This is a genomic window from Acidithiobacillus sp. HP-2, from assembly GCF_015100155.1.
GTDB lineage: Bacteria > Pseudomonadota > Gammaproteobacteria > Acidithiobacillales > Acidithiobacillaceae > Acidithiobacillus.
The window spans coordinates 114,691-134,016 of the sequence record NZ_JACKZA010000005.1; the positions used below are offsets into that span (position 1 = coordinate 114,691).

A 19,326-nucleotide genomic window follows, 5' to 3' on the forward strand; every position below is an offset into this window, starting at 1 on the left:
ATGGCAGATCTTGGCGAAGCCCCGGTTTATATAGATATTACCCGGCTTGTCCACCGTATGCGCAAGGGGCGCATACCGACCGGGGTAGACCGGGTGTGTCTCGCCTATGTTGGTCACTTCCATGGCCGGGCACAGGCCATGATGATTCATAATGGTGTGGCGGTTGCCCTATCGGTAATCACCTCCATGACCCTGTTTGATACTTTGCAGGCCTGGGCGCATGGGCAGCGGCATGGCAGTCTTGCCAAGACGGTTGGGTACATGTTGAAACTGGCCTTTCGTCCGGTAAAATCCGGCAGCTGGGTTTTGAACATGGGCCACAGTGGGCTGGACCGACCCAGCTATCTGGCCTGGCTGCGTCGCAAAAAAATGCGTCTGCTGGTGATGGCCCATGACCTGATTCCCGTGACCCATCCACATTTCTGTCAGCTCGATGCAACCCAACGCCATGGAAAACGCCTGCAGGTGATTCTCGGGCAGTCGGCAGGTATTGTCAGCAATTCGCAGCACACCGCCGAGGCGCTTCGCGACTATGCAGAAAATATCAAGATGTCGATACCGCCGATGGCGGTCATACCCCTGGGTACGCATTTAAGGCGTAGCCCGGTCAGCGGTCCCGAAGTTGCGCCGGCAAGGCCCTATTTTGTGGTGGTGGGAACTCTGGAACCCCGAAAAAACCATGCTTTCCTGCTCTATCTCTGGCAACGTATGATGGCGGAGTGGCGTTGGAATCATATTCCCCAATTACGCATTATTGGCCAGGTAGGCTGGATGTGCGGCGATTTACTGTATGAATTGCAGCATAATGAGCGATTGAAAGAACACGTCGAATTTCTTCCGCACTGCAGTGACGCAGAAGTGCTCGCGCATCTTCGTGGCGCTCAGGCCTTACTTTTTCCTTCGCATGCGGAAGGATTCGGGTTGCCTTTACTGGAAGCTCTGGAATCAGGGGTACCGGTGTTGGCCAATCCGCTGCCCGTATTTGCGGAAATAGCAGGAAATATTCCGGAATATCTGGATACGGATGACGAAGCAGTCTGGCTGCAGGCTATTCGCGATTTCAGCGAGCGTGATCACGAACGCCGTCAACAGCAGCTGCAGAGAATAAAAGGTTTTGTTGCCCCGACATGGTCTGAACATTTTGAAAAATTCGAACAATTTGTGAGCTTATTGTGAAAAAAGTTGCAATTATTGGTTATGCCTCCCGATTACCACAGTGCCGAGACAAAGGCAGCTTCTGGCAACATTTGTTGACGGGAGATGATCTGATCACCCAGGTAGCCGAAGACCGCTGGGCGCAAGAGTATCTGCAGCACCCGCAACGCAGTCATCCCGGCACATCAGTCACTTTTGCCGCCGGTTCATTGGGTGAAGTATCGGGTTTTGATGCCGGTTTTTTTCGCATTTCTCCGCGTGAAGCCGCTGCCATAGATCCCCAGCAGCGCCTGCTGCTGGAAATGAGCTGGGAGGCCTTTGCCCATGCCGGCATCCGCCCTGAACATCTGCGTGGCAGTCGCTGCGGCGTGTTTATCGGGCTGGCCAGCACCGACTATGCTTCGCGGCTGGCGGATGATCTGGCCGCCGTGGATGCCAATACCGCCACGGGCTCAACGGCCAGTATTGCGGCGAATCGGCTGTCTTATTTTTACGACTTGCGGGGACCCAGTTTTATTGTAGATACCGCCTGTTCTTCGACGCTGGTAGCCTTTCATCAGGCTTGCCAGTCGATACTGCACGGGGAAACGGATCTGGCCCTGACCGGAGCCATCAGCCTGCATCTGCATCCTTACGGATTTCTCATTTTTTCCAAAGCCTCCATGCTTTCCAAACGTGGACGCTGCCGCCCCTTTGATGCTTCTGCAGATGGTTATGTGCGTTCCGAGGGCGGAGGAGTATTTATCCTCAAGGATCATGCACAGGCACTGCGCGATGGTGACCGGATCCTGGCGGTGGTGGCCCACAGCGCCATCAATACGGACGGGTACAAATCCGGTTTGACCATTCCCGGAGTCAATACCCAGCAAAGCCTGTTGGAACAGGCTTACGCCGCTGCAGGAATTGATCCCCGGCAACTGGATTATCTGGAAGCCCATGGTACCGGGACTTCCATAGGGGATCCGATTGAAGTGGAAGCCATTGGCAGGGCATTGGGTATCCATCGCGATGCCGATCAGCCACTACCCATCGGTTCCGTAAAAAGTAACATCGGCCATCTGGAAACCGCCTCGGGTATTCCGGGTTTGCTGAAAAGTATTCTGGTCCTGCAAAACCGTTTGATTCCGCCGACTATTGGGATAGAAACCCTTAATCCCCGACTGGCTTTGGATACCTACCACCTGGAAGTGGTGCAGCGTATGCGTCCACTCCGTGCCGAAGGCCCCTTGCTGGTGGGGGTTAATTCTTTTGGCTTCGGGGGTGCCAATGCCCACATCATTCTGGAATCCGCCAAAGTCCCGCGCCAACGCCGATCCCCGCGCTGGCGGAGTTCGGCCGATGGTCATAAACCGCTTTGTCTGAGTGCGGCTACGCCCTCTGCGCTGCAAGCCGTGGCTCAGGACTTTGCAGACTGGCTGGCGACTGCGGACCAGGAGAAATTTTATGCGGCACTGTATCAGGCCAATTTCCGCCGGGCCTGGCTGGCGCAGCGCGTTATTTTCTGGATGAACCCTCAGGAAAACATGGCCGCGCAACTGCGTGCCTTTGCTGAAGGAAAGGGCGACAGCGTCGCTGCCCAGGCCATGGAAAAAATACAAGGACCGGTATTTGTCTACTCCGGCAATGGTAGTCAATGGGCAGGCATGGGGCAGGCACTGCTTCAGGACCCGGTGTTCGCCCGCAGCATCGCTGAAGTGGATCGCCACTTTGCGCCTCTGGCTGGTTACACGCTACAGGATGAACTGGCAGGATGTCTGGGAGATGAACGCTATTTAGCCACTGAACAGGCGCAACCGGCCCTGTTTGCCCTGCAGGTTGGCATTACGGCCATGCTCCGTGCCGAGGGAATTGTGGCGGCGGCAGTTGCCGGTCACAGTGTTGGCGAGGTGGCTGCTGCCTGGGCCAGTGGTGCCCTGACTTTGGCCGAGGCGGTGCTGGTCATATACGAGCGGAGCCGTTTGCAGGGTCAGTCGCGAGGGCAGGGGCAAATGACGGCAGTCGCGCTTTCAGCCGATGTGCTGATACCCCATCTTCACGATTGGGGTCTGGACCAGAGCATAAGCATTGCTGCCTGGAACAGTCACCGGGGGGCAACCGTGGTTGGCAGTAGCGTAGCGCTGGGTGAACTGGAGAAAAAGTTCCAGGCTCAAGGTGTCGGCCATAAACGGCTGGATATCGATTACCCTTTCCATAGCGCCTGCATGGACCCGCTCCATGCGGAGCTGATGGAAGTTCTGCAGGAACTGAAACCGCAGGCAACGCAAATTCCCTTTATTTCTGCGGTCAGCGGAACGGTGCTTGCCGGTGAAGCCCTGGACGCCGACTACTGGTGGCGCAATATTCGTGAGCCCGTCCGTTTCCAGCAGGCAGCCGCCGTCGCTCTGGAACAATGGAATCTGTTTGTAGAAATTGGTGGTCATGCAGTGCTGCGGGGTTATCTGCAGGAGGCAATCACCGCAGGTGGACAGGAAGGGCGGGTGATTCCCACCCTGCGTCGCAACGAAAATCATCCGGAAGCCATCCGTCAGACCCTGGCGGCACTGTGGCTGGCTGGCGTTGAGCCCGACTGGAAGCGGTATTTTCCGGTTCGCAGTTCGCTCGTGGATTTGCCCGATTATCCCTGGGAACGGGAAAGGCATTGGCATCAAACGACCCCGGAATCAGCAGGTACTTTATATCGTTATGCGGTGCATCCTCTGCTGGGGCATCCTGTGGCCGGACATCCGCATGAATGGGAACAAAGTCTGGACACGTCCCGCCAGGCTTTTCTGGCAGATCATCAGGTTGGGGATGGCGTGGTTTTCCCCGGCGCGGGTTTTGTCGAACTGGCACTGGCTGCAGCCCGGGAAAAACTGACGGAACGCCAGGATACCCGGGCCTGGACGGTGGAAGAGCTGGATATTCTTCTGCCTTTGCTGCTGGACAGTGCGCGCAGCAGGATCGTCCGCGTGGAGCTTCAGGAAGATGGTCATTTCCAGATTCGTTCCCGCAAGCAGATGGAAAACAACTGGGTCATCCATGCCAAGGGCCGGGTTCGTTTAGGGGCTACGCAAGGCATGACAGAGCGCAGTCTGCAAAGTTCAGGAACCCCTGCTCCGACCAGCATGCCCGGTGAACGGGCAGATTTCCAGGGAGAGGAACATTATGCACGCTGCCGGGCTGCCGGTCTGCATTATGGGCCTGAGTTCCAGACGGTGACTCAGGGCTGGCTGCAGGGCACTACCATCCAGGGGCAACTGCAGCTACAACTGTCCGGCAGCGCGATGTCAGAACCCTACCTGCTTCATCCCGCTTTGCTCGACGGCGCCATGCAGTTATTTGTGGATTTTCTGGCGCAAAGTCCGGTTCCGGCGGGCTGGGCTTATGTTCCCGTGCGTTTTGCCGGGCTCAGCGTCTTTGTACCGGGAACGCAGAAACTGCGGGTTGTGGTCGAAGTTCTACGCCACTCTCCCCAGTCGCTGCTGGCCCGCCTCAGCTTTTGGGGAGAAGCTGGCGAACTCGTCGCCTGCTGCGACAGCCTGCGTTTACGCCGGGTGCGGTTGCAGAAGCCGGAAAGAGAAAAGCTCCGCTATGTCCAGTCGGTGCTGCGCCCCGTACCGCGTCCTGAACATCAGCATTTTGTCGCAGAACTGGATCAGCCGCGTATCCACAGCATTTTTGCCCGGCATCAGTCCGGACAACCCGCTTTGCAGCGTTATGCGCAAGAATATTCGCCACTGATTCATACCCTGTTACAGACTTATGCCGCAGAATCAGCAGACCACAGTGACCCGGAAGTGGCGGCGCACGATATCTGGCAAATGCTTTTACAGGATTATCCCGAGTTTTTCCCGATTACCCTGGCGGTTGGCCGATATGGGCTGGGTACCCAAGGTGAAGCTGCTGAGGATGCTCCCGACGGCTCTTTGCTGGCAGACCTGATGCCGGTATTGATGGATACCCTCAGCCCTTCACTGGTGCTTTGTCTGCAAGATCTGCAAAACCAGTGTCTACAGCAGTTATCTGCTGCGCAGACATTGAATTTCATGGAAATTTGCAGTGGCGAACCGGAAGCACTCGCGCTCTGGGCAGAAAATACCGACCCGCGCATATCCCTATGGCGGGCTTATGCATCGGAAGACGTCGAAACCCGGGAAGACAAACCCTGGCAGTCCGTGCTAATCACTACAACTCCTTGCGCAGCCATGCATTTGATCTGGTTGCGTCTGGATGCCGCGCTGTCGGAACATCATTGGCAGATGCTGGAATTTGCCGAGCGCTGCCTGGTACCCGGCGGGTTGTTGCTGGTCCAGGGAGTGGAACCCGAAAACTGGTGGAGTGAAGTGGATCCTGCGGCAAGTGCTCTCCCCTCGCGAACGCAGATTCAGGACTGGCTGGAGCAGCGCGGCATCGCCCTGAGTCTGGCTTTGACACCAGACGAAGCAGCGGGAGCTTATGGCTTTATTGCCCGTAAAAGCCTGGAGCAGTCAGCATTCCTTGAACAGATCCGTACCGAACCGGCTGCTGCGGTACTGCTCTGCAGCAGCCCCGACCATAATGGGGTAGGGAGCGTTGCCGCCTATTTACTGGAAAACGCCCTGGCGGCCCAGGGGTTGGAATGCCGGCATTTGCCCTGGCCGGTGGAGGGGACGTCGACGCCATTCGCTGCATCTGCTGAAGTCAAGCCGATAGCCGGAATGATTTTTCTGCCGGATTTTGCGGATGGAGAGGATCTGTCAGCAGAAGGCGTATCAGCCGCCAGCAGGCTGCGCATGGACTGCGAACGCTTACAACAGGCGGGACTCTGGTGTCTGCGTCAGGACCCGGTCATCCCCTTGCTACTGTTGAGTGATGGCGGTTTGGGAGGGGCTGCTTCTGCGACTGCCTTCGGCGCCATACACAGTCTGGGACAGGCTGGTCTGTGTGGTTTTGCCCGCAGTCTGCAAAACGAATGGCCAGAGCTGAAGTTGCGCATTGTGGATTGGGGGCAGGGGAGTCCCGAGACCGTACAAATGGTTGTTACAGAATACCTGAGCCCCGGTCCTGAAACCGAGCTTCTGCTGGATGTTCAGGGCGGACGCTATATTTTGCAGGTGCAGGAAGGCACTGCCCCGGAATTACAGCCGGCTAGTCATGATAATCCGCAAACCCCGACGCAACCCGTTCAGCCCGTACCCATCCAGCAACTCCAATTTTCCCTGCCCGGCCAGCTCCGTCATCTGCAGTGGGTAGACGTGCCAGAGCAGACCCCCGGGGCGCATGAAGTGGAAATTGCCGTAGACAGTACCGGGCTTAATTTTCGCGATGTCATGTATGCCCTGGGTCTGCTGGCGGATGAAGCCCTGGAAAACGGTTTCTCCGGTCCCACGCTGGGCCTGGAATTTGCGGGCAGAATCCGGCGGGTAGGGGCTGCTGTGACGCAATGGCAGGTAGGCGACGCAGTGCTGGGCTTTGCCCCGGCCAGTTTCAGCACGCGCCTGATCACGTCGGAGCAGGCCATTACCCGCATCCCCGAAGGCCTGTCCATGCGTGCCGCCGCCACCATTCCCACGGTTTTCCTGACCGCCTGGTATGCGTTGCACACGCTGGCCCAGTTGCAGACTGGCGAAAAAGTCCTCATTCACGGGGCTGCCGGTGGGGTGGGCATTGCCGCCATCCAGATAGCCCAGCATTTGGGGGCGGAAATTTATGCTACGGCAGGCTCGCCGCAAAAACGCGATTTTCTGCGTCTGTTGGGGGTTCAGCACATTTATGACTCGCGCAGCCTGGATTTTGCCGACGCCATTCTGGCCGATACCCAAGGCGAAGGGGTAGATGTTCTGCTGAACAGCCTGTATGGCGAGGCGGTCCTGCGCAATCTCCAGATACTCAAACCCTTCGGACGTTTTCTGGAGCTGGGAAAACGCGATTTTTACGAAAACAATGCCATTGGCCTGCGACCCTTCCGCAATAATCTCAGTTACTTCGGCATTGATGCCGATCAGCTCCTGAAAGGTCGACCGCAACTCACCCAGACCCTCTTTACGGAAATCATGTCCCGTTTCGAGGCGGGAGACTTCTTCCCGCTGCCCGCTACCCGTTTCCCGGCCTCCCGAGTCACCGATGCCTTCCGGCACATGCAGCAGGCCCGCCAGATCGGTAAGGTGGTGGTCGAGATGAGCGCACCCTATCTGCCCCATGCGCCCCGATCCGAAGCGGCTTTGCGCTTACAACTCAATGGGGAAGCGGCTTACCTGATTACCGGGGGGCTGGGTGGCTTTGGCCTCGCGACAGCACAGCGGCTGGTGGAGCGTGGTGCCAGAAAGCTGGTGCTGGTCAGTCGCAGCGGTCAACCTGACCCGGCTGCCGACCTCATCCTCAATGGCTTACGCACGCAAGGCGTGCAGGTCCACGCCTGGTCCTGCGATGTCCGCGAAAGCCCTCAGGTACAGATGCTCATCCAGCGTATCACCCGGGAAGTCGGTCCCCTGCACGGTATCATCCACGCGGCTGCCGTCATCGAAGACGCCCTGGCCCAGAATCTCAGCGCAGAGCTGCTGGATAAAGTTGTCCAGCCCAAGGTGGCCGGTGCCTGGAATCTGCATCAGGCCAGCCTCAATCAGCCCCTGGAGTTTTTCGTTCTGTATTCTTCCATGACCACCGTGCTCGGCAATCCGGGGCAGGCGCATTATGTGGCGGCCAACAGCTGGATGGAGGCTTTCGCGCAATGGCGGCGTCAGCAGGGGCTGGCCGCTCTGGCCATTCTCTGGGGAGCCATTGCCGATGTGGGGTATTTGACCAGACACGAAAAAACCCGTGACTTATTGCAGCAACGTCTGGGTGGAGCCGCATTGACTGCCAGTACCGCCCTGGATGTGCTGGAAAACATGATGGTCAGTGACGCGCATGGCTGGATGGTGGCTGATCTCGACTGGCGTGCCCTTCAGCGTTTTCTGCCGGTGGCCACAAGCCCCCGTTTTGCGGCGGTTATGCCCTCTGGAAAGGCCGATGCAACGTCCAGTGATGAAGACCTGCGCAGTCACTTGCAAAGCCTGCCCACGGCCGAAGCAGAACAATTGCTGGTGGATACCGTCCGCCGGGAAGTCGCCCAGATTCTGCGCCTGTCAGCAGATAAAATCACGCCCGATCAGAATCTCAGTCAACTCGGTCTCGACTCGCTCATGGGCGTTGAACTGGTCCTGGCTTTGGAAGAACGTGTGGGTGTCAAATTACCCGCTTTTCTGCTCAGTGAGGGGCCAACTCCCTTGCGTCTGGCGCGGCGTTTGGTGCAGTCTTTGAGTAACGACCCAGAACAACAGTATGTTCCGGGTACCGCAAGCATTACCCGTGAACAGCTGGAAGCCCAACACGGTGTTACCTGAGACCGGAAAATGACCAAAGCTGATCGTAGTATCGCCGCCCAGTTCAAGGAAAAGCTCATCCAGAAAGGTCTGGAACAGCGCCTGCAAAAAATACAGGCGGCCCCCGCGCCCGGGGCCAAAATTGGCGGAGCGGAAATTCCCGAAGCTTTCACCCGCTTTGATCGCCAACCCGGTTATCAGCAAGTGCATCTCATGCAGGAAAGCGCGGAACGCTTTGGCGTCAAAAGCCCCTTTTTCCATGTTCACCAGGGCACTGCCGGGGCGCATAGTGCCATCGACGGACGGCGCGTCATCAATTTTGGCAGCTACAATTATCTCGGTCTTTCCGGACATCCCGAAGTGAATGCTGCCGCTCAGGCTGCCATTGCCCAATACGGCAGTTCGGTATCTGCCAGCCGCATTGTGGCGGGTGAACGCCCCCTGCACCGGCAACTGGAACAAGCTCTGGCCAATTTTTACGGGGTCGATGATGCCCTGACTTTTGTCAGCGGTCACGCCACCAATGTCACCACCATCGGGCATTTACTGGGTGCACGTGATCTGATTCTGCACGATGAATATGCCCATAACAGCATTGTCCAGGGAGCCCTGTTGTCGGGCGCCCAACGCCTCAGTTTTCCGCATAATGATCTGAATGCACTCGAAACCCTGTTACGTCAGCAGCGGCGCAAAGCGGAGCGGGTCCTGATTGTGGTAGAGGGAATGTACAGCATGGACGGAGATTTCCCCGACCTGCCGCGCCTGATCGACCTGAAAAAAAAGCATAAGGCCTGGCTGATGGTAGATGAAGCCCATTCTTTCGGCGTCTTGGGTGCCACCGGCCGGGGCATTGCCGAGCATTTCAGTGTCAATACCCACGATGTCGATATCTGGATGGGCACCCTCAGCAAAACCCTCGCCGCCTGTGGTGGGTATATTGCCGGAGAGCAGGCCCTGATCGACAACTTACGCTATCTGGCACCAGGGTTCCTGTATAGTGTCGGACTGGCCCCGCCCCTGGCCGCCGCCGCCCTGACGGCGCTGACTATCCTCCAGAAAGAGCCAGACAGGGTCAAAACCCTGCACGAACGTGGTCAATATTTTCTGGAAGAAGCGAAAAGGCAGCAGATGGATACGGGGTTCAGCGCCGGTTATGCCATCACCCCCCTGATTATTGGCAGTTCCCTGCAGGCCGTGCGGCTCTCTTCCCAATTGCTGGAGCAGGGCGTGCATGTGCAACCCATCCTCTATCCAGCGGTGCCGGAAAAACAGGCGCGCCTGCGTTTTTTCCTGAACGTCGAACATAGCCCTGAAGAACTCCGGGATAGCCTGATCAGGCTGAAAGGCTTGTGTTAAATGGTGGTAATTCCCGCAGACTTATACGCCGTCGGATTTTCGGCCTGGAAACAGGGGCCGCTGCGGGCCTTTCTGCCCGAGACGCGACTGCACTTTATCCGCAACACCCGTCAGGCACCGGCAGGATCCACTCTGTTGCTCTGGGGAGCGCAAACTGCGCCGGAGAGTCATCCCATTATTCGTGTGGAGGATGGCTTTTTACGCTCCATTGGCTTGGGTGCTGACCTGATTGCACCCTTGTCTTATTGTTTTGATGGCAGCGGCCTTTATTACGACGCCAGCAAAGCATCGGACCTTGAACAAATACTCGCCACCCATGATTTTGATGCGACGCTTCTGGAGCGCGCCCATGCCCTGCGTGAGCAGATTGTGGCTTTGGGACTCACCAAGTATAACGTCGGGCAGGGGGGCTGGCAGCGGCCAGAAACCCGTCTGCCCAGCATTCGGTCGCCTGAAAGTCATCCCGCCGCCCGGCGGTTCAGCAAACAGCAACAATCCGACCCGCAGGCATTAGCCCAAAATCAGGCCGTTACCCAGGTCATCCTGGTCGTCGGACAGGTGGAAAGTGACGCCAGCATTGCCCTGGGCAGCGCCAGCACCCAGAGTAATCTGGCGCTGCTGCGCAAAGTGCGAGAAATGCACCCCGACGCCTATGTGGTTTACAAACCCCACCCTGACGTCAGTGCCGGGCTGCGCCGGGTGGGTGCGGGGGAAGAGCAGGCGACTGCCTACTGCGACGAAGTGGTTCACAATGTCAGCATGCATCAACTGCTGACCCAGGTAGATCAGGTGCATGTCATGACCTCCGCAGCGGGTTTTGAAGCACTGTTGCGCGACAAACCGGTGACCTGTCATGGCAGTCCATTTTACGCCGGATGGGGATTGACCAACGACCAGGAAACGATCCCCCGGCGGCAACGTCTACTCAGTCTGGATGCCCTGGTTGCTGCTGCGCTGATCCTCTACCCCCGTTATATTCACCCTCAGGAACAATGTCTCTGCAGCCCCGAGGCCGCAGTCAATGCCTTGCATGCCCAACGCGGTGGTGCAAACGACTATCACCTGCCGTTCTGGCGCAAAGCCTTTCGGTTGGTGCTGCGTCAGGTGGTGGGGGTGCGATGAAGAAATTCCTGTTTCTGCAAGGGGTCGCCAGCCCGTTTTTTGCCCTGCTCGCCGACCGGTTGGTCCAGCGCGGCCATCAGGTGCTGAAAGTCCAGTTTTGTGGCGGAGACATGGTCTACTGGTTTCCGCGCAAGGCCCTGCATTTCCGCAACAGCCTGGATGTGCTGCCGGAATTTCTCCAGCAGACTTTCCAGCGCGAACAGATCACCGATGTCGTGCTTTTTGGCGACCAGCGTCCGGTGCATCAGTCTGTGCATACCCACGCCAAAGCGCAGAATGTTGCGGTCCACGTTTTTGAAGAAGGTTATTTGCGGCCATTCTGGTTGACCCTGGAAAGGGGAGGTGTCAATGCCCATTCCCAACTCCCCAAGGACCCGGACTGGTATCGTCACATTATTGACCGGGTGCCCATACCCGATAATAGTCAGGCGTTTCTCGGCAAGTTCAAAATACGTGCCCTGCATGACGTGGTTTACCATAGTGGCGATATTCTGAACCCTGTTGCCTACCGGCATTATCGGCATCACGCCCCCATGCATCCCCTTCGCGAATACTTCTGGTATGTGCGCCGCTACCCCAAAATCCGGCACCGACTGAAAAGCGATCTGGCCCGCAATTATCAATTCGTTGAAAGGGGGCAGCCCTTTTTTTTGCTCCCTCTGCAGCTCTACAGTGACAGCCAGATCACCTGTCATTCGGAATTTTGTGATACCTATGATTTTATTCGCCAGAGTCTGGAATCTTTTGCCCAATATGCCGACAAAGACCTGCATCTGATCATCAAAAATCATCCCCTGGACCCCGGTATTCTTCCCTATGAAGCCTTTGCTCAGAAAACCGCCCGGCAACTCGGGATCCTTGACCGGATTCATTATTATGATTACGGAAATCTGGAACTTTTCCTGCAGCATTGCGAGGGCGTGGTGACCATCAACAGTACGGTGGGCACCTGGGCACTCAACTCCGGAAAACCGGTGATTACTCTGGCCGATCCGGTTTACAATGTGGCTGGTCTCACCAGCCAGCAGCGTCTTGCCGAGTTCTGGAACCAGCCCCATGCTCCCGATCCGGAGCTCTGGTCCGCATTCCGCCGGGTGCTGATATATGGCACCCAAATCAACGGCGGCTTTTATTGCAACACCGGTATGCAACTGGCGCTGGAAACCGCCGCTGCCAGACTTGAACTACAACAGTCCCCCATAGAGGAACTTTTATGCCGCAACGATCTCCGCAAACCATCCTTCTTACCGGCGCGACCAGCGCCATTGGCGCCGCCCTGGTCGCCGCCTACGCCCGACCCGGCGTAACCCTGCACCTGCATGGGCGTAACCGCGCAAAACTGGACGCCATTGTGCAGTCTGCCCAGACCCGGGGCGCAACCGTCACCCAGCGCAGTTTTGACGTGCGCGACAGTGCCACCCTGCGTGCCTGGGTGGCGGATTGCGAAAAAAACGGCCCGCTGGATCTGGTCATTTCCAACGCTGGCATGAACATCAATACCGGCCCCGACGAATCCGGCGAAGTCTGGGAAGAAGCCGAAGCGCTCATGGACGTGAATCTGCACGCCAGTCGGGTACTGGTAGATGCCGTGCTCCCCGCCATGCGCGCCCGCCATGCCGGACAAATCGCCCTGATGAGCTCCCTGGCCGGTTACTTCGGCCTGCCTGTCACCCCCAGCTATTGTGCCTCCAAAGCGGCCATCAAAGCCTACGGCGAAGCCTTGCGTGGCTGGCTGGGAAAAGAGGGCATTGGCATCAGTGTCATCATGCCCGGCTATGTGGACTCGGTCATGTGTCGGGAAATGCCCGGTCCCAAGCCTTTCCTCATGCAGCCCTCCCGCGCGGCGGTACTCATCCGCCAAGGGCTCGCCCGCAACAAGGCGCGCATCAGCTTTCCCTTTCCCCTCAATTTCGGCACCTGGTGGCTGGCGGTGCTTCCTGCCGCTATTTCCGTCTGGATTGTCGGCCTGATGGGCTACAATGGCCACCATGACTGAACTGCTCTGGCCCTGGTGTTTGGGCATCGGCTGGCTGCTGTCGTTTGCGGCCGAAGCGTTGCTGCACCCCCGCCCCAAACTGCCGGGCCGCCCCTTATGGACCTACCTGCTCCATAGCGGCCTGTGGCTGCTGATATTCACAATCTTTCTGCTCATCGTCCAGCGGCCGATATTTGCCATGCTGGCGGGTCTCGGTATCTGGCTGGCGGTGGTGCTGGTGGGTAATGCCAAAGAAGCCAGCCTGCGTGAACCTTTTGTATTCATGGACTTTGAATACTTCACCGATGCCATCAAACATCCCCGCCTGTATTTACCCTTTCTCGGTTTGTGGCGGGCCATCGCCCTGGGGATTATTGCCATAGCCGTCATTGGTACGGCGCTTTGGGCGGAAACACCACTGACTGCACAAATGCCCTGGCTGGTTTTTCTCAAATATAATGCCTTGTCGCTGTTCGCTGCAGCCTGCCTGCTCTGGATAGGCGACCGCTGGTCTGACGTACCCAGCCTGCAGCCGGACAAAGATATTCGCGACATGGGTTTCGCCCCCAGTCTCTGGTTATATGGCTGGGCAGAACGGGCCCCTGTTCAGGTGCCCGCTGCCAGACCCTTTGGTCCCTGGTCAGAACCGCAGCCGATTATTCCGAATCCGAATATCTCAGAAACCCCAAGTCATACAGAATCAACGGGTCATCTGGTCATCGTCCAGAGCGAATCGTTTTTTGATGCGCGCCGCCTCTGGCCACACATTGCCCCGGAAGTGTTCAGGGATTTTGACGCGGCCCGACGTCAATGTGTGCAAAGCGGGCAAATTCGTGTACCGCCCTGGGGAGCCAATACCATCCGCACTGAATTCAGTCTGCTCACCGGCTGGTCGCCTGCTGCGCTCGGTATTCATCAGTTTCAGCCTTACCGCTTTCTGGCGCGTCGGCCCCTGCCCAGCATCGCCTGGCGACTCAAGGCTCAAGGCTATCGGACCATCTGCATCCACCCCTATCCCTCCAGCTTTTACGCCCGCAATACGATTTACCCACTGCTCGGCTTTGATGATTTTCTGGATGTCGCGGAGTTTACGCCGGAAGATCGCAGTGGCCCCTATACCGGCGACCGGGCGGTTGCCGACAAGACCTTGCAAATACTGCAGGGGGCCACCCAGCCGACCTTCATCTTCATTATTACCATGGAAAACCACGGCCCTCTGCATCTGGAATCGGTCAGCGCCGCAGAAAAGAAAACCCTGCTCTTGCAGAAGCCTTCTGTCAGCGCCGATGACCTTGCCATTTACCTGCGCCACGTCCGCAACGCTGGCGCCATGCTGCAGCAGTTCATGACCGAACTGCCCAGGCTGTCCCTACCCAGTGTGCTGGGGTTTTATGGTGACCATGTCCCCATCATGGAAAAACTCTATGAGGCCCGTCATTTTGAAGATGGTCGCACCGACTACTGGCTCTGGTCCTCCCGCCACCCAGCCCCCAGCAGCCTCCAGCAGCCGGAAATTGCCGTCGAAGAGCTGGGGGTTCACGCTCTGGCCCTAATCAGCTGCGAAATAGAAATACAGAGGTACAACGGTTATCGAGAGTTGGAGTAAAACCCAGACGCTGATAAAACGTGCTGCGGTCTCACATTTGCGTCCACACAACGGTGTTAAACACCGTACACAAAGCGCAGCAGCCTGCCGGACAAGGCTAACTGGTGACCTTTAGTGTCACGCCGACGGGTCCCGAAACCGGTTATGGCTACATTCAGAAGGGCAGCGCCCTGGACAGCGGCTATCAGGTTGCCCGTTTCGTCGAAAAGCCCAATCAGAGCAATGCCCAGGATTACCTCGACAGCGGCGACTATCTCTGGAACTCCGGCATGTTCTGCATGCGGCCGACAGTCTGCCCAATGCTCTGCAAACAGCTTGTTGAGATCGACTGGTGATATGTTGTTGGCGCGATGATTTTCAATCGGGCACTGCGGACTGCTCAGATTTTTGCTGGGCGGTTGCTCTGGTTTTTTTGGCTGCCGCAGCGCTGTGAACCTGCAGACTATGGTCAATGGCGGTAGCTTCCCGAGGATTCAGGGAACTTATCAGCGGCAAAAGACTATAGGCTTCTGCAAAACGCTGCATCCGAATCATGGTTCGGGCCGCACTTCCATAGGCAATGGCGGCTTCTGGATATTTGCCGGTCATGTAATACACATTGCCCAATTCACCATAAATACCCGGATGATCAGGCGCTTCGTGGAGCAGTTTTTGGTAGTCGGCAATGGCTTTCGGCGCATTGCGATGCCAGTAGGCCGCCCGTGCCTGCAAGAGCAGTTTGACTTCGGCTTTGCTCAGGCTTTTTGTCGAAGCCGGCATGGGCATGGATAATGTGGGCGGAGCCTTGATATTTTTGTGGGCAGAATGCGCTTTGGCTGGGCCACTCCGTCCAGTTTTTTTTGGCGCGACGGGATGTTTGGCTGCGGGGGCAGCGCCGTGTGGTGGCTTTACCGGTGTCGCCACTTTTTTGGGAGCTGCGGCAGTCAGATGCGCCGATTGAGCGGGTGCAGTTTCTGCAGGCAAGGCAGATTCTGCGGCTGCTGCGCTGGCAATAATGCTGAAAGGAGCCGTTTCGAAATGCATATTCCCGGAGACTAATTGCAGGCTGGCGCTCGCAAAAAGAGCTGAAAAAACTATCCCTTTTTTGAAGAGAAAATGTTTGTGGAAGGGTTTTTGGGAGAAAGTACGCATAAGTTGTCCGCCTCAATGTTAAATGGGTTTGGTCTAGGCTATACACCATTCTGGATACAGAGTAACAGCCAGTTTTTCCAGTTCCTTGCTGGCTTTGCTGCTGACATCCAATTCAAAAACGGCACGGGCTTCACTCAGTGAGCGGCGAAAGGCAGTGCGTTGTCCGAGTCGTAATCCCAATGATTTGACCTGTGGAAGTTCGGCCAGCATGGCCTCGGCTTCATCGCTTTCACGAACCGCGTGGTGGGTATCTGCGCGATTGATAAATGCCCAGACCGGAGGGGCTGCCCAATGGCTGCAATCCTCCAGAAAACGTTGTGCAGACCAGATATCGGCCTGACTGGGGCCGACGGGCATGAGGATGGTATCGGCGATGCTCAGGGCCCTCCGAAAAGCGTTCAATTCGGAATAACTACAGTCAATCAGCACGTATTCAGTCAGGGGCAGGGCTTCATCCATCTCTGTAGCTACAGAGATGGCGGGCAGAATGTGCTGTTCTGTGCGATCGCGGCAGACATCGCGTAAGGTACCTTGGGGATCGAGGTCGTAAAGTTGCACGGGAGCCCGATACGCCAACCACACGGCGAGATTGAAACTCACCGTGCTTTTTCCCGATCCACCTTTCATGGATGCCACTACCAAACGCATGATGACCTCGTGCTAGCGTCCGTATCCGTAAGGCGGATATCCATAAGGAGACGGATAAGGTCCCATGGGCGGGGGCGGCATGCTGGGACGCATCTGCTGCGGATAGGGTTGGCGATATTGCGGCGGGTATGGTTGTGAATATTGCTGCTGATTGGGATAAGCGTAGTTTTGTTGTCCATAGGACTGCGGATAACCATTACTACCACCGCCCTGATATTCGCCCTGATAAGGCTGCCCATAACCGCCGTAGTTGCCACTATTCATGTTCATGGGGCCACCATGCGGCCCATTGAAATTCATGCCACCCATATCCCAGGGGCCTTCTGATCCCTGCATGGGGCCACCATAGCCGCTAAAGGGGCCGCTGTTGCCATTCATTGGGCCGCTATAACCGGACCAAGGCATGCCACCACCGCTCCAGGGCATCCCTCCACCACCACTCCAGGGCATGTCGCCACCCCAAGGACCCCAGGCATACGCCGGGGCTGCGATCATGAAGCCCGCCATACCGACACCCGCCATCAAAGCCAAAGACCGCAGTTTCCGGCTCATTGGTGTTTTTTTCAATGATTTCATCACATTTGCCTCCATGTTCGTTATAAAAAACCCTTGATTCTGTTGGTTTCCAGAACCCGCCACGCCATCGGCAATTTCAGCAAGCTTTATCAGCAAACAACGTGCCAGAAGTTAATCTCTTGTTTTATTTAGTATTATGGGTTTAAGAAATTTATCTTTTCGCAACAGAAAATTGAACCAATATACTGATATATAATAAATATTATAAATGTTGCAGCCTGAAAGAATGCAACGGTTCATACAACAGTTCCTGCAACGTGGTGATTCAGAGAAAAAAGGGAGATCAAGTGATCTCCCGAATCCAGAGGTGACAAACAACGCTAAAATGGCATGGGTGATTTATGCAGGTATTGGCTTGAGAGCCGTATGGCGTCAAAAAAGGGAGACAGGGACATCTCCCAAATAGCGGAGTACACAGTGACCACTCATAATCAAGGTAAAGCGATGCCTCTTATCCGAACTGGTTTTTGCGCATGGCCCAACTCATGATCAGCATGCCTAATCCAAAGGCGGCCGAGAACCCGATGATGATCCAACTGTATATGGACGAACCGGCTTGTGGAGCCAGCGCGAACAGAAACTGGAGGGCTACCGCCAGGGCCAGATAAGCGCCAGAGCCAATAATCAGCACGAGTTCCTTGTTTTTAATGTTGCGGATCACCCAGACCCCTTCGAGGACTCCCGACAAGGCCACCCAGACGAATACGGTCAGAAGAATGTAAAGCGTAGGCCCCGCACTCAGATCCCAATAGATGACGATGATGCCTGCGGCAATGCCTAACAGACCTTTAAAAATCACGGCCAGACGGGTCCACACACCATCAATCTGGTGACCTAAGGCTACGCTCAGCGCATAAAAACCATCGAATAGTACATAAATGGCAAAAAACCAGACCAGTAATGGAATGGTTGCCTTGAAATCGGCCAGGGCCACCAGGGCATACACCAATGCAGCCATTCCGCGAATGGCCAGCAGTGGCCAGGAATAAAAACCGCCACTTTTTTTGATAATCTGTACTGAAGAAGTTGCTGTAGTCATATTTCACCTCCTGGATGTAACTTGTTAGATCAAAATCAAAGCCGACCGCCGTCGGTCATCTATAAAACATAGCAGACCTAATCCTCGCTGGAATGAATATGGTCACCCACCCAAAGGGCCGCCATCAGCACAATGACGGCGATACTCATGGTCAATACGGACATCGCTTTGAGATGATCGACATCCACCACCAGATAGCGGGCGATGGCCGTAACGGCGACATAAATCAGAAAGCGCACGGGCAGTTTTCCGGTTTTGAAATAAATGCCGGTCATGGCCCCGATTTCCAGATACACAAAAAGCAGCAGCAAATCCTGCAAGGTCGCATAGCCACGATGAATCAGGTGCACATAAAAATGCGTAGCCGACCAGATGATGCTGGCACCAATGATGAACAAGGACAGTGATTTGAAAATCTCGACCATGGTGCCACCCGTGCGATGTGCCCGTTTGAACATTTCCAGTATGCCGACATTGCGAGTCATCAGCCGGCCATCTTTTTTTTACCGGATGCATTCATGGTTTTGAGGACCCGGTAAGCGATGGAGATGACATTGCGGAGTACATAGATCGTTTTTCCGGACAGCACGAGGCGTATTAGGGCAAAAATCCCGCCACTGCCTGACCCGCCTTTCTGCTCCGCATCGTCCAGACCATCACGGATGGAGCAGACCAGTGCCCGCGCACCTGATGCCATGTTGCCTCCCCCACAGCGGGCAACCATCGTCCGGGCTTCAATGGCGACCGAGGCCCAGACACCAATCGCTTTTTGCAAATCATTCAGGTTCTTGTGAAGTATCTCATCCTGCATGACTTCCGGCAGGGTGGCAGCCAGGGTTTCCCAGGCGACTACCAGTTCTCCCGACCAGCGGCTGGCATCGTCTACCAGTCCTGAAACGCGTGCCGTCAGGGAAGGTGAGGCACCCTGGATGAGGCAGGTTATCCGTTTCAGGATATCGGTCCATTCTACGGTGGCCATGCCCAGTTGCTGCATGGTGCCGGATTTGGCCAGATCGCCGAGCACTTCCGGAAGGGTTTCCATCAGCGTACTCATGGCGACCAGCAGGGGTTCCAGCATGCGGACACCGGATTCGACCCGCGCCTCCAGGTCGGCGGCAGAATGCACGCCGGTGACCTGAGCCAGTTTTTGGGTGGCCGACCAGAGGTGCCCTGCTTCACAGGCGATATGCAGGGCAGCACTGCGGACATCGGTATCGGCAGTTACCTCGTCCAGCATGGCGTACAGTAAACGTAACTGATCCTCGATGGCATGACTGAGGTCCAGCACCTGCGACCAATCCGGCGTTTCCGTCGGGTTATTGACGGCTTGACTCATTTCGGCAGCACTCATCACATTTGTCCTCCTTTGAAAAGATAACGGCCCCTGGCGCAGATCTGC

At 56.4% G+C, this 19,326-nt stretch carries 14 protein-coding genes; 8 read left to right on the forward strand and 6 right to left on the reverse strand.

Going from position 1 to position 19,326, the window contains the following annotated elements; all coding sequences use genetic code 11:
* The 8 genes from H7F11_RS05375 to H7F11_RS16675 all read left to right on the forward strand — a co-directional run bounded on the left by H7F11_RS05375 (position 1) and on the right by H7F11_RS16675 (position 14,868).
* The gene (locus tag H7F11_RS05375; RefSeq protein ID WP_193650125.1) at positions 1-1,176 is read left to right on the forward strand and encodes a glycosyltransferase family 4 protein; all 1,176 of its coding nucleotides are present in this window, start codon (positions 1-3) and stop codon (positions 1,174-1,176) included.
* Complete coding sequence (locus H7F11_RS05380; RefSeq protein WP_193650126.1) at positions 1,173-8,495, forward strand: SDR family NAD(P)-dependent oxidoreductase; 7,323 nt, start codon at positions 1,173-1,175, stop codon at positions 8,493-8,495. Before H7F11_RS05375 ends, H7F11_RS05380 begins: the two co-directional genes overlap by 4 nt.
* A gap of 9 nt (positions 8,496-8,504) precedes the next feature.
* Complete coding sequence (locus H7F11_RS05385) at positions 8,505-9,830, forward strand: aminotransferase class I/II-fold pyridoxal phosphate-dependent enzyme (RefSeq protein WP_193650127.1); 1,326 nt, start codon at positions 8,505-8,507, stop codon at positions 9,828-9,830.
* The gene (locus H7F11_RS05390) at positions 9,831-10,952 is read left to right on the forward strand and encodes a beta-3-deoxy-D-manno-oct-2-ulosonic acid transferase (RefSeq protein WP_193650128.1); all 1,122 of its coding nucleotides are present in this window, start codon (positions 9,831-9,833) and stop codon (positions 10,950-10,952) included.
* Positions 10,949-12,259, forward strand: coding sequence for a capsule biosynthesis protein (locus H7F11_RS05395; RefSeq protein WP_193650129.1), 1,311 nt, complete (start codon positions 10,949-10,951; stop codon positions 12,257-12,259). The genes H7F11_RS05390 and H7F11_RS05395 overlap by 4 nt, the downstream gene beginning before the upstream one ends.
* Positions 12,166-12,948, forward strand: coding sequence for an SDR family NAD(P)-dependent oxidoreductase (locus H7F11_RS05400; RefSeq protein ID WP_193650130.1), 783 nt, complete (start codon positions 12,166-12,168; stop codon positions 12,946-12,948). The genes H7F11_RS05395 and H7F11_RS05400 overlap by 94 nt, the downstream gene beginning before the upstream one ends.
* Entirely contained in the window at positions 12,932-14,533 is a 1,602-nt protein-coding gene (locus H7F11_RS05405; RefSeq protein ID WP_193650131.1) for an LTA synthase family protein, read from the forward strand. The genes H7F11_RS05400 and H7F11_RS05405 overlap by 17 nt, the downstream gene beginning before the upstream one ends.
* A 104-nt stretch (positions 14,534-14,637) precedes the next feature.
* Positions 14,638-14,868, forward strand: coding sequence for a sugar phosphate nucleotidyltransferase (locus H7F11_RS16675; RefSeq protein ID WP_300252301.1), 231 nt, complete (start codon positions 14,638-14,640; stop codon positions 14,866-14,868).
* 22 nt (positions 14,869-14,890) lie between these two features.
* On the opposite strand, the gene H7F11_RS05415 is transcribed toward H7F11_RS16675, so the two are convergent.
* From H7F11_RS05415 to H7F11_RS05440, 6 genes are all read right to left on the reverse strand, one after another.
* Positions 14,891-15,664, reverse strand: a complete 774-nt coding sequence (locus tag H7F11_RS05415; protein ID WP_193650132.1) for a tetratricopeptide repeat protein — start codon at positions 15,662-15,664, stop codon at positions 14,891-14,893.
* Positions 15,665-15,697: 33 nt separating this feature from the next.
* The gene (locus H7F11_RS05420; RefSeq protein ID WP_193650133.1) at positions 15,698-16,312 is read right to left on the reverse strand and encodes an AAA family ATPase; all 615 of its coding nucleotides are present in this window, start codon (positions 16,310-16,312) and stop codon (positions 15,698-15,700) included.
* 12 nt (positions 16,313-16,324) lie between these two features.
* Complete coding sequence (locus tag H7F11_RS05425) at positions 16,325-16,888, reverse strand: hypothetical protein (protein WP_193650134.1); 564 nt, start codon at positions 16,886-16,888, stop codon at positions 16,325-16,327.
* Between the two features lie 451 nt (positions 16,889-17,339).
* The gene (locus H7F11_RS05430) at positions 17,340-17,927 is read right to left on the reverse strand and encodes a hypothetical protein (protein ID WP_193650135.1); all 588 of its coding nucleotides are present in this window, start codon (positions 17,925-17,927) and stop codon (positions 17,340-17,342) included.
* Positions 17,928-18,004: 77 nt separating this feature from the next.
* Positions 18,005-18,412: a phosphate-starvation-inducible protein PsiE gene (locus tag H7F11_RS05435; protein WP_075322928.1), complete on the reverse strand. Its 408-nt coding sequence runs from the start codon at positions 18,410-18,412 to the stop codon at positions 18,005-18,007.
* Positions 18,412-19,278: a hypothetical protein gene (locus H7F11_RS05440; RefSeq protein ID WP_193650136.1), complete on the reverse strand. Its 867-nt coding sequence runs from the start codon at positions 19,276-19,278 to the stop codon at positions 18,412-18,414. Before H7F11_RS05440 ends, H7F11_RS05435 begins: the two co-directional genes overlap by 1 nt.
* Positions 19,279-19,326: the final 48 nt, after the last annotated feature.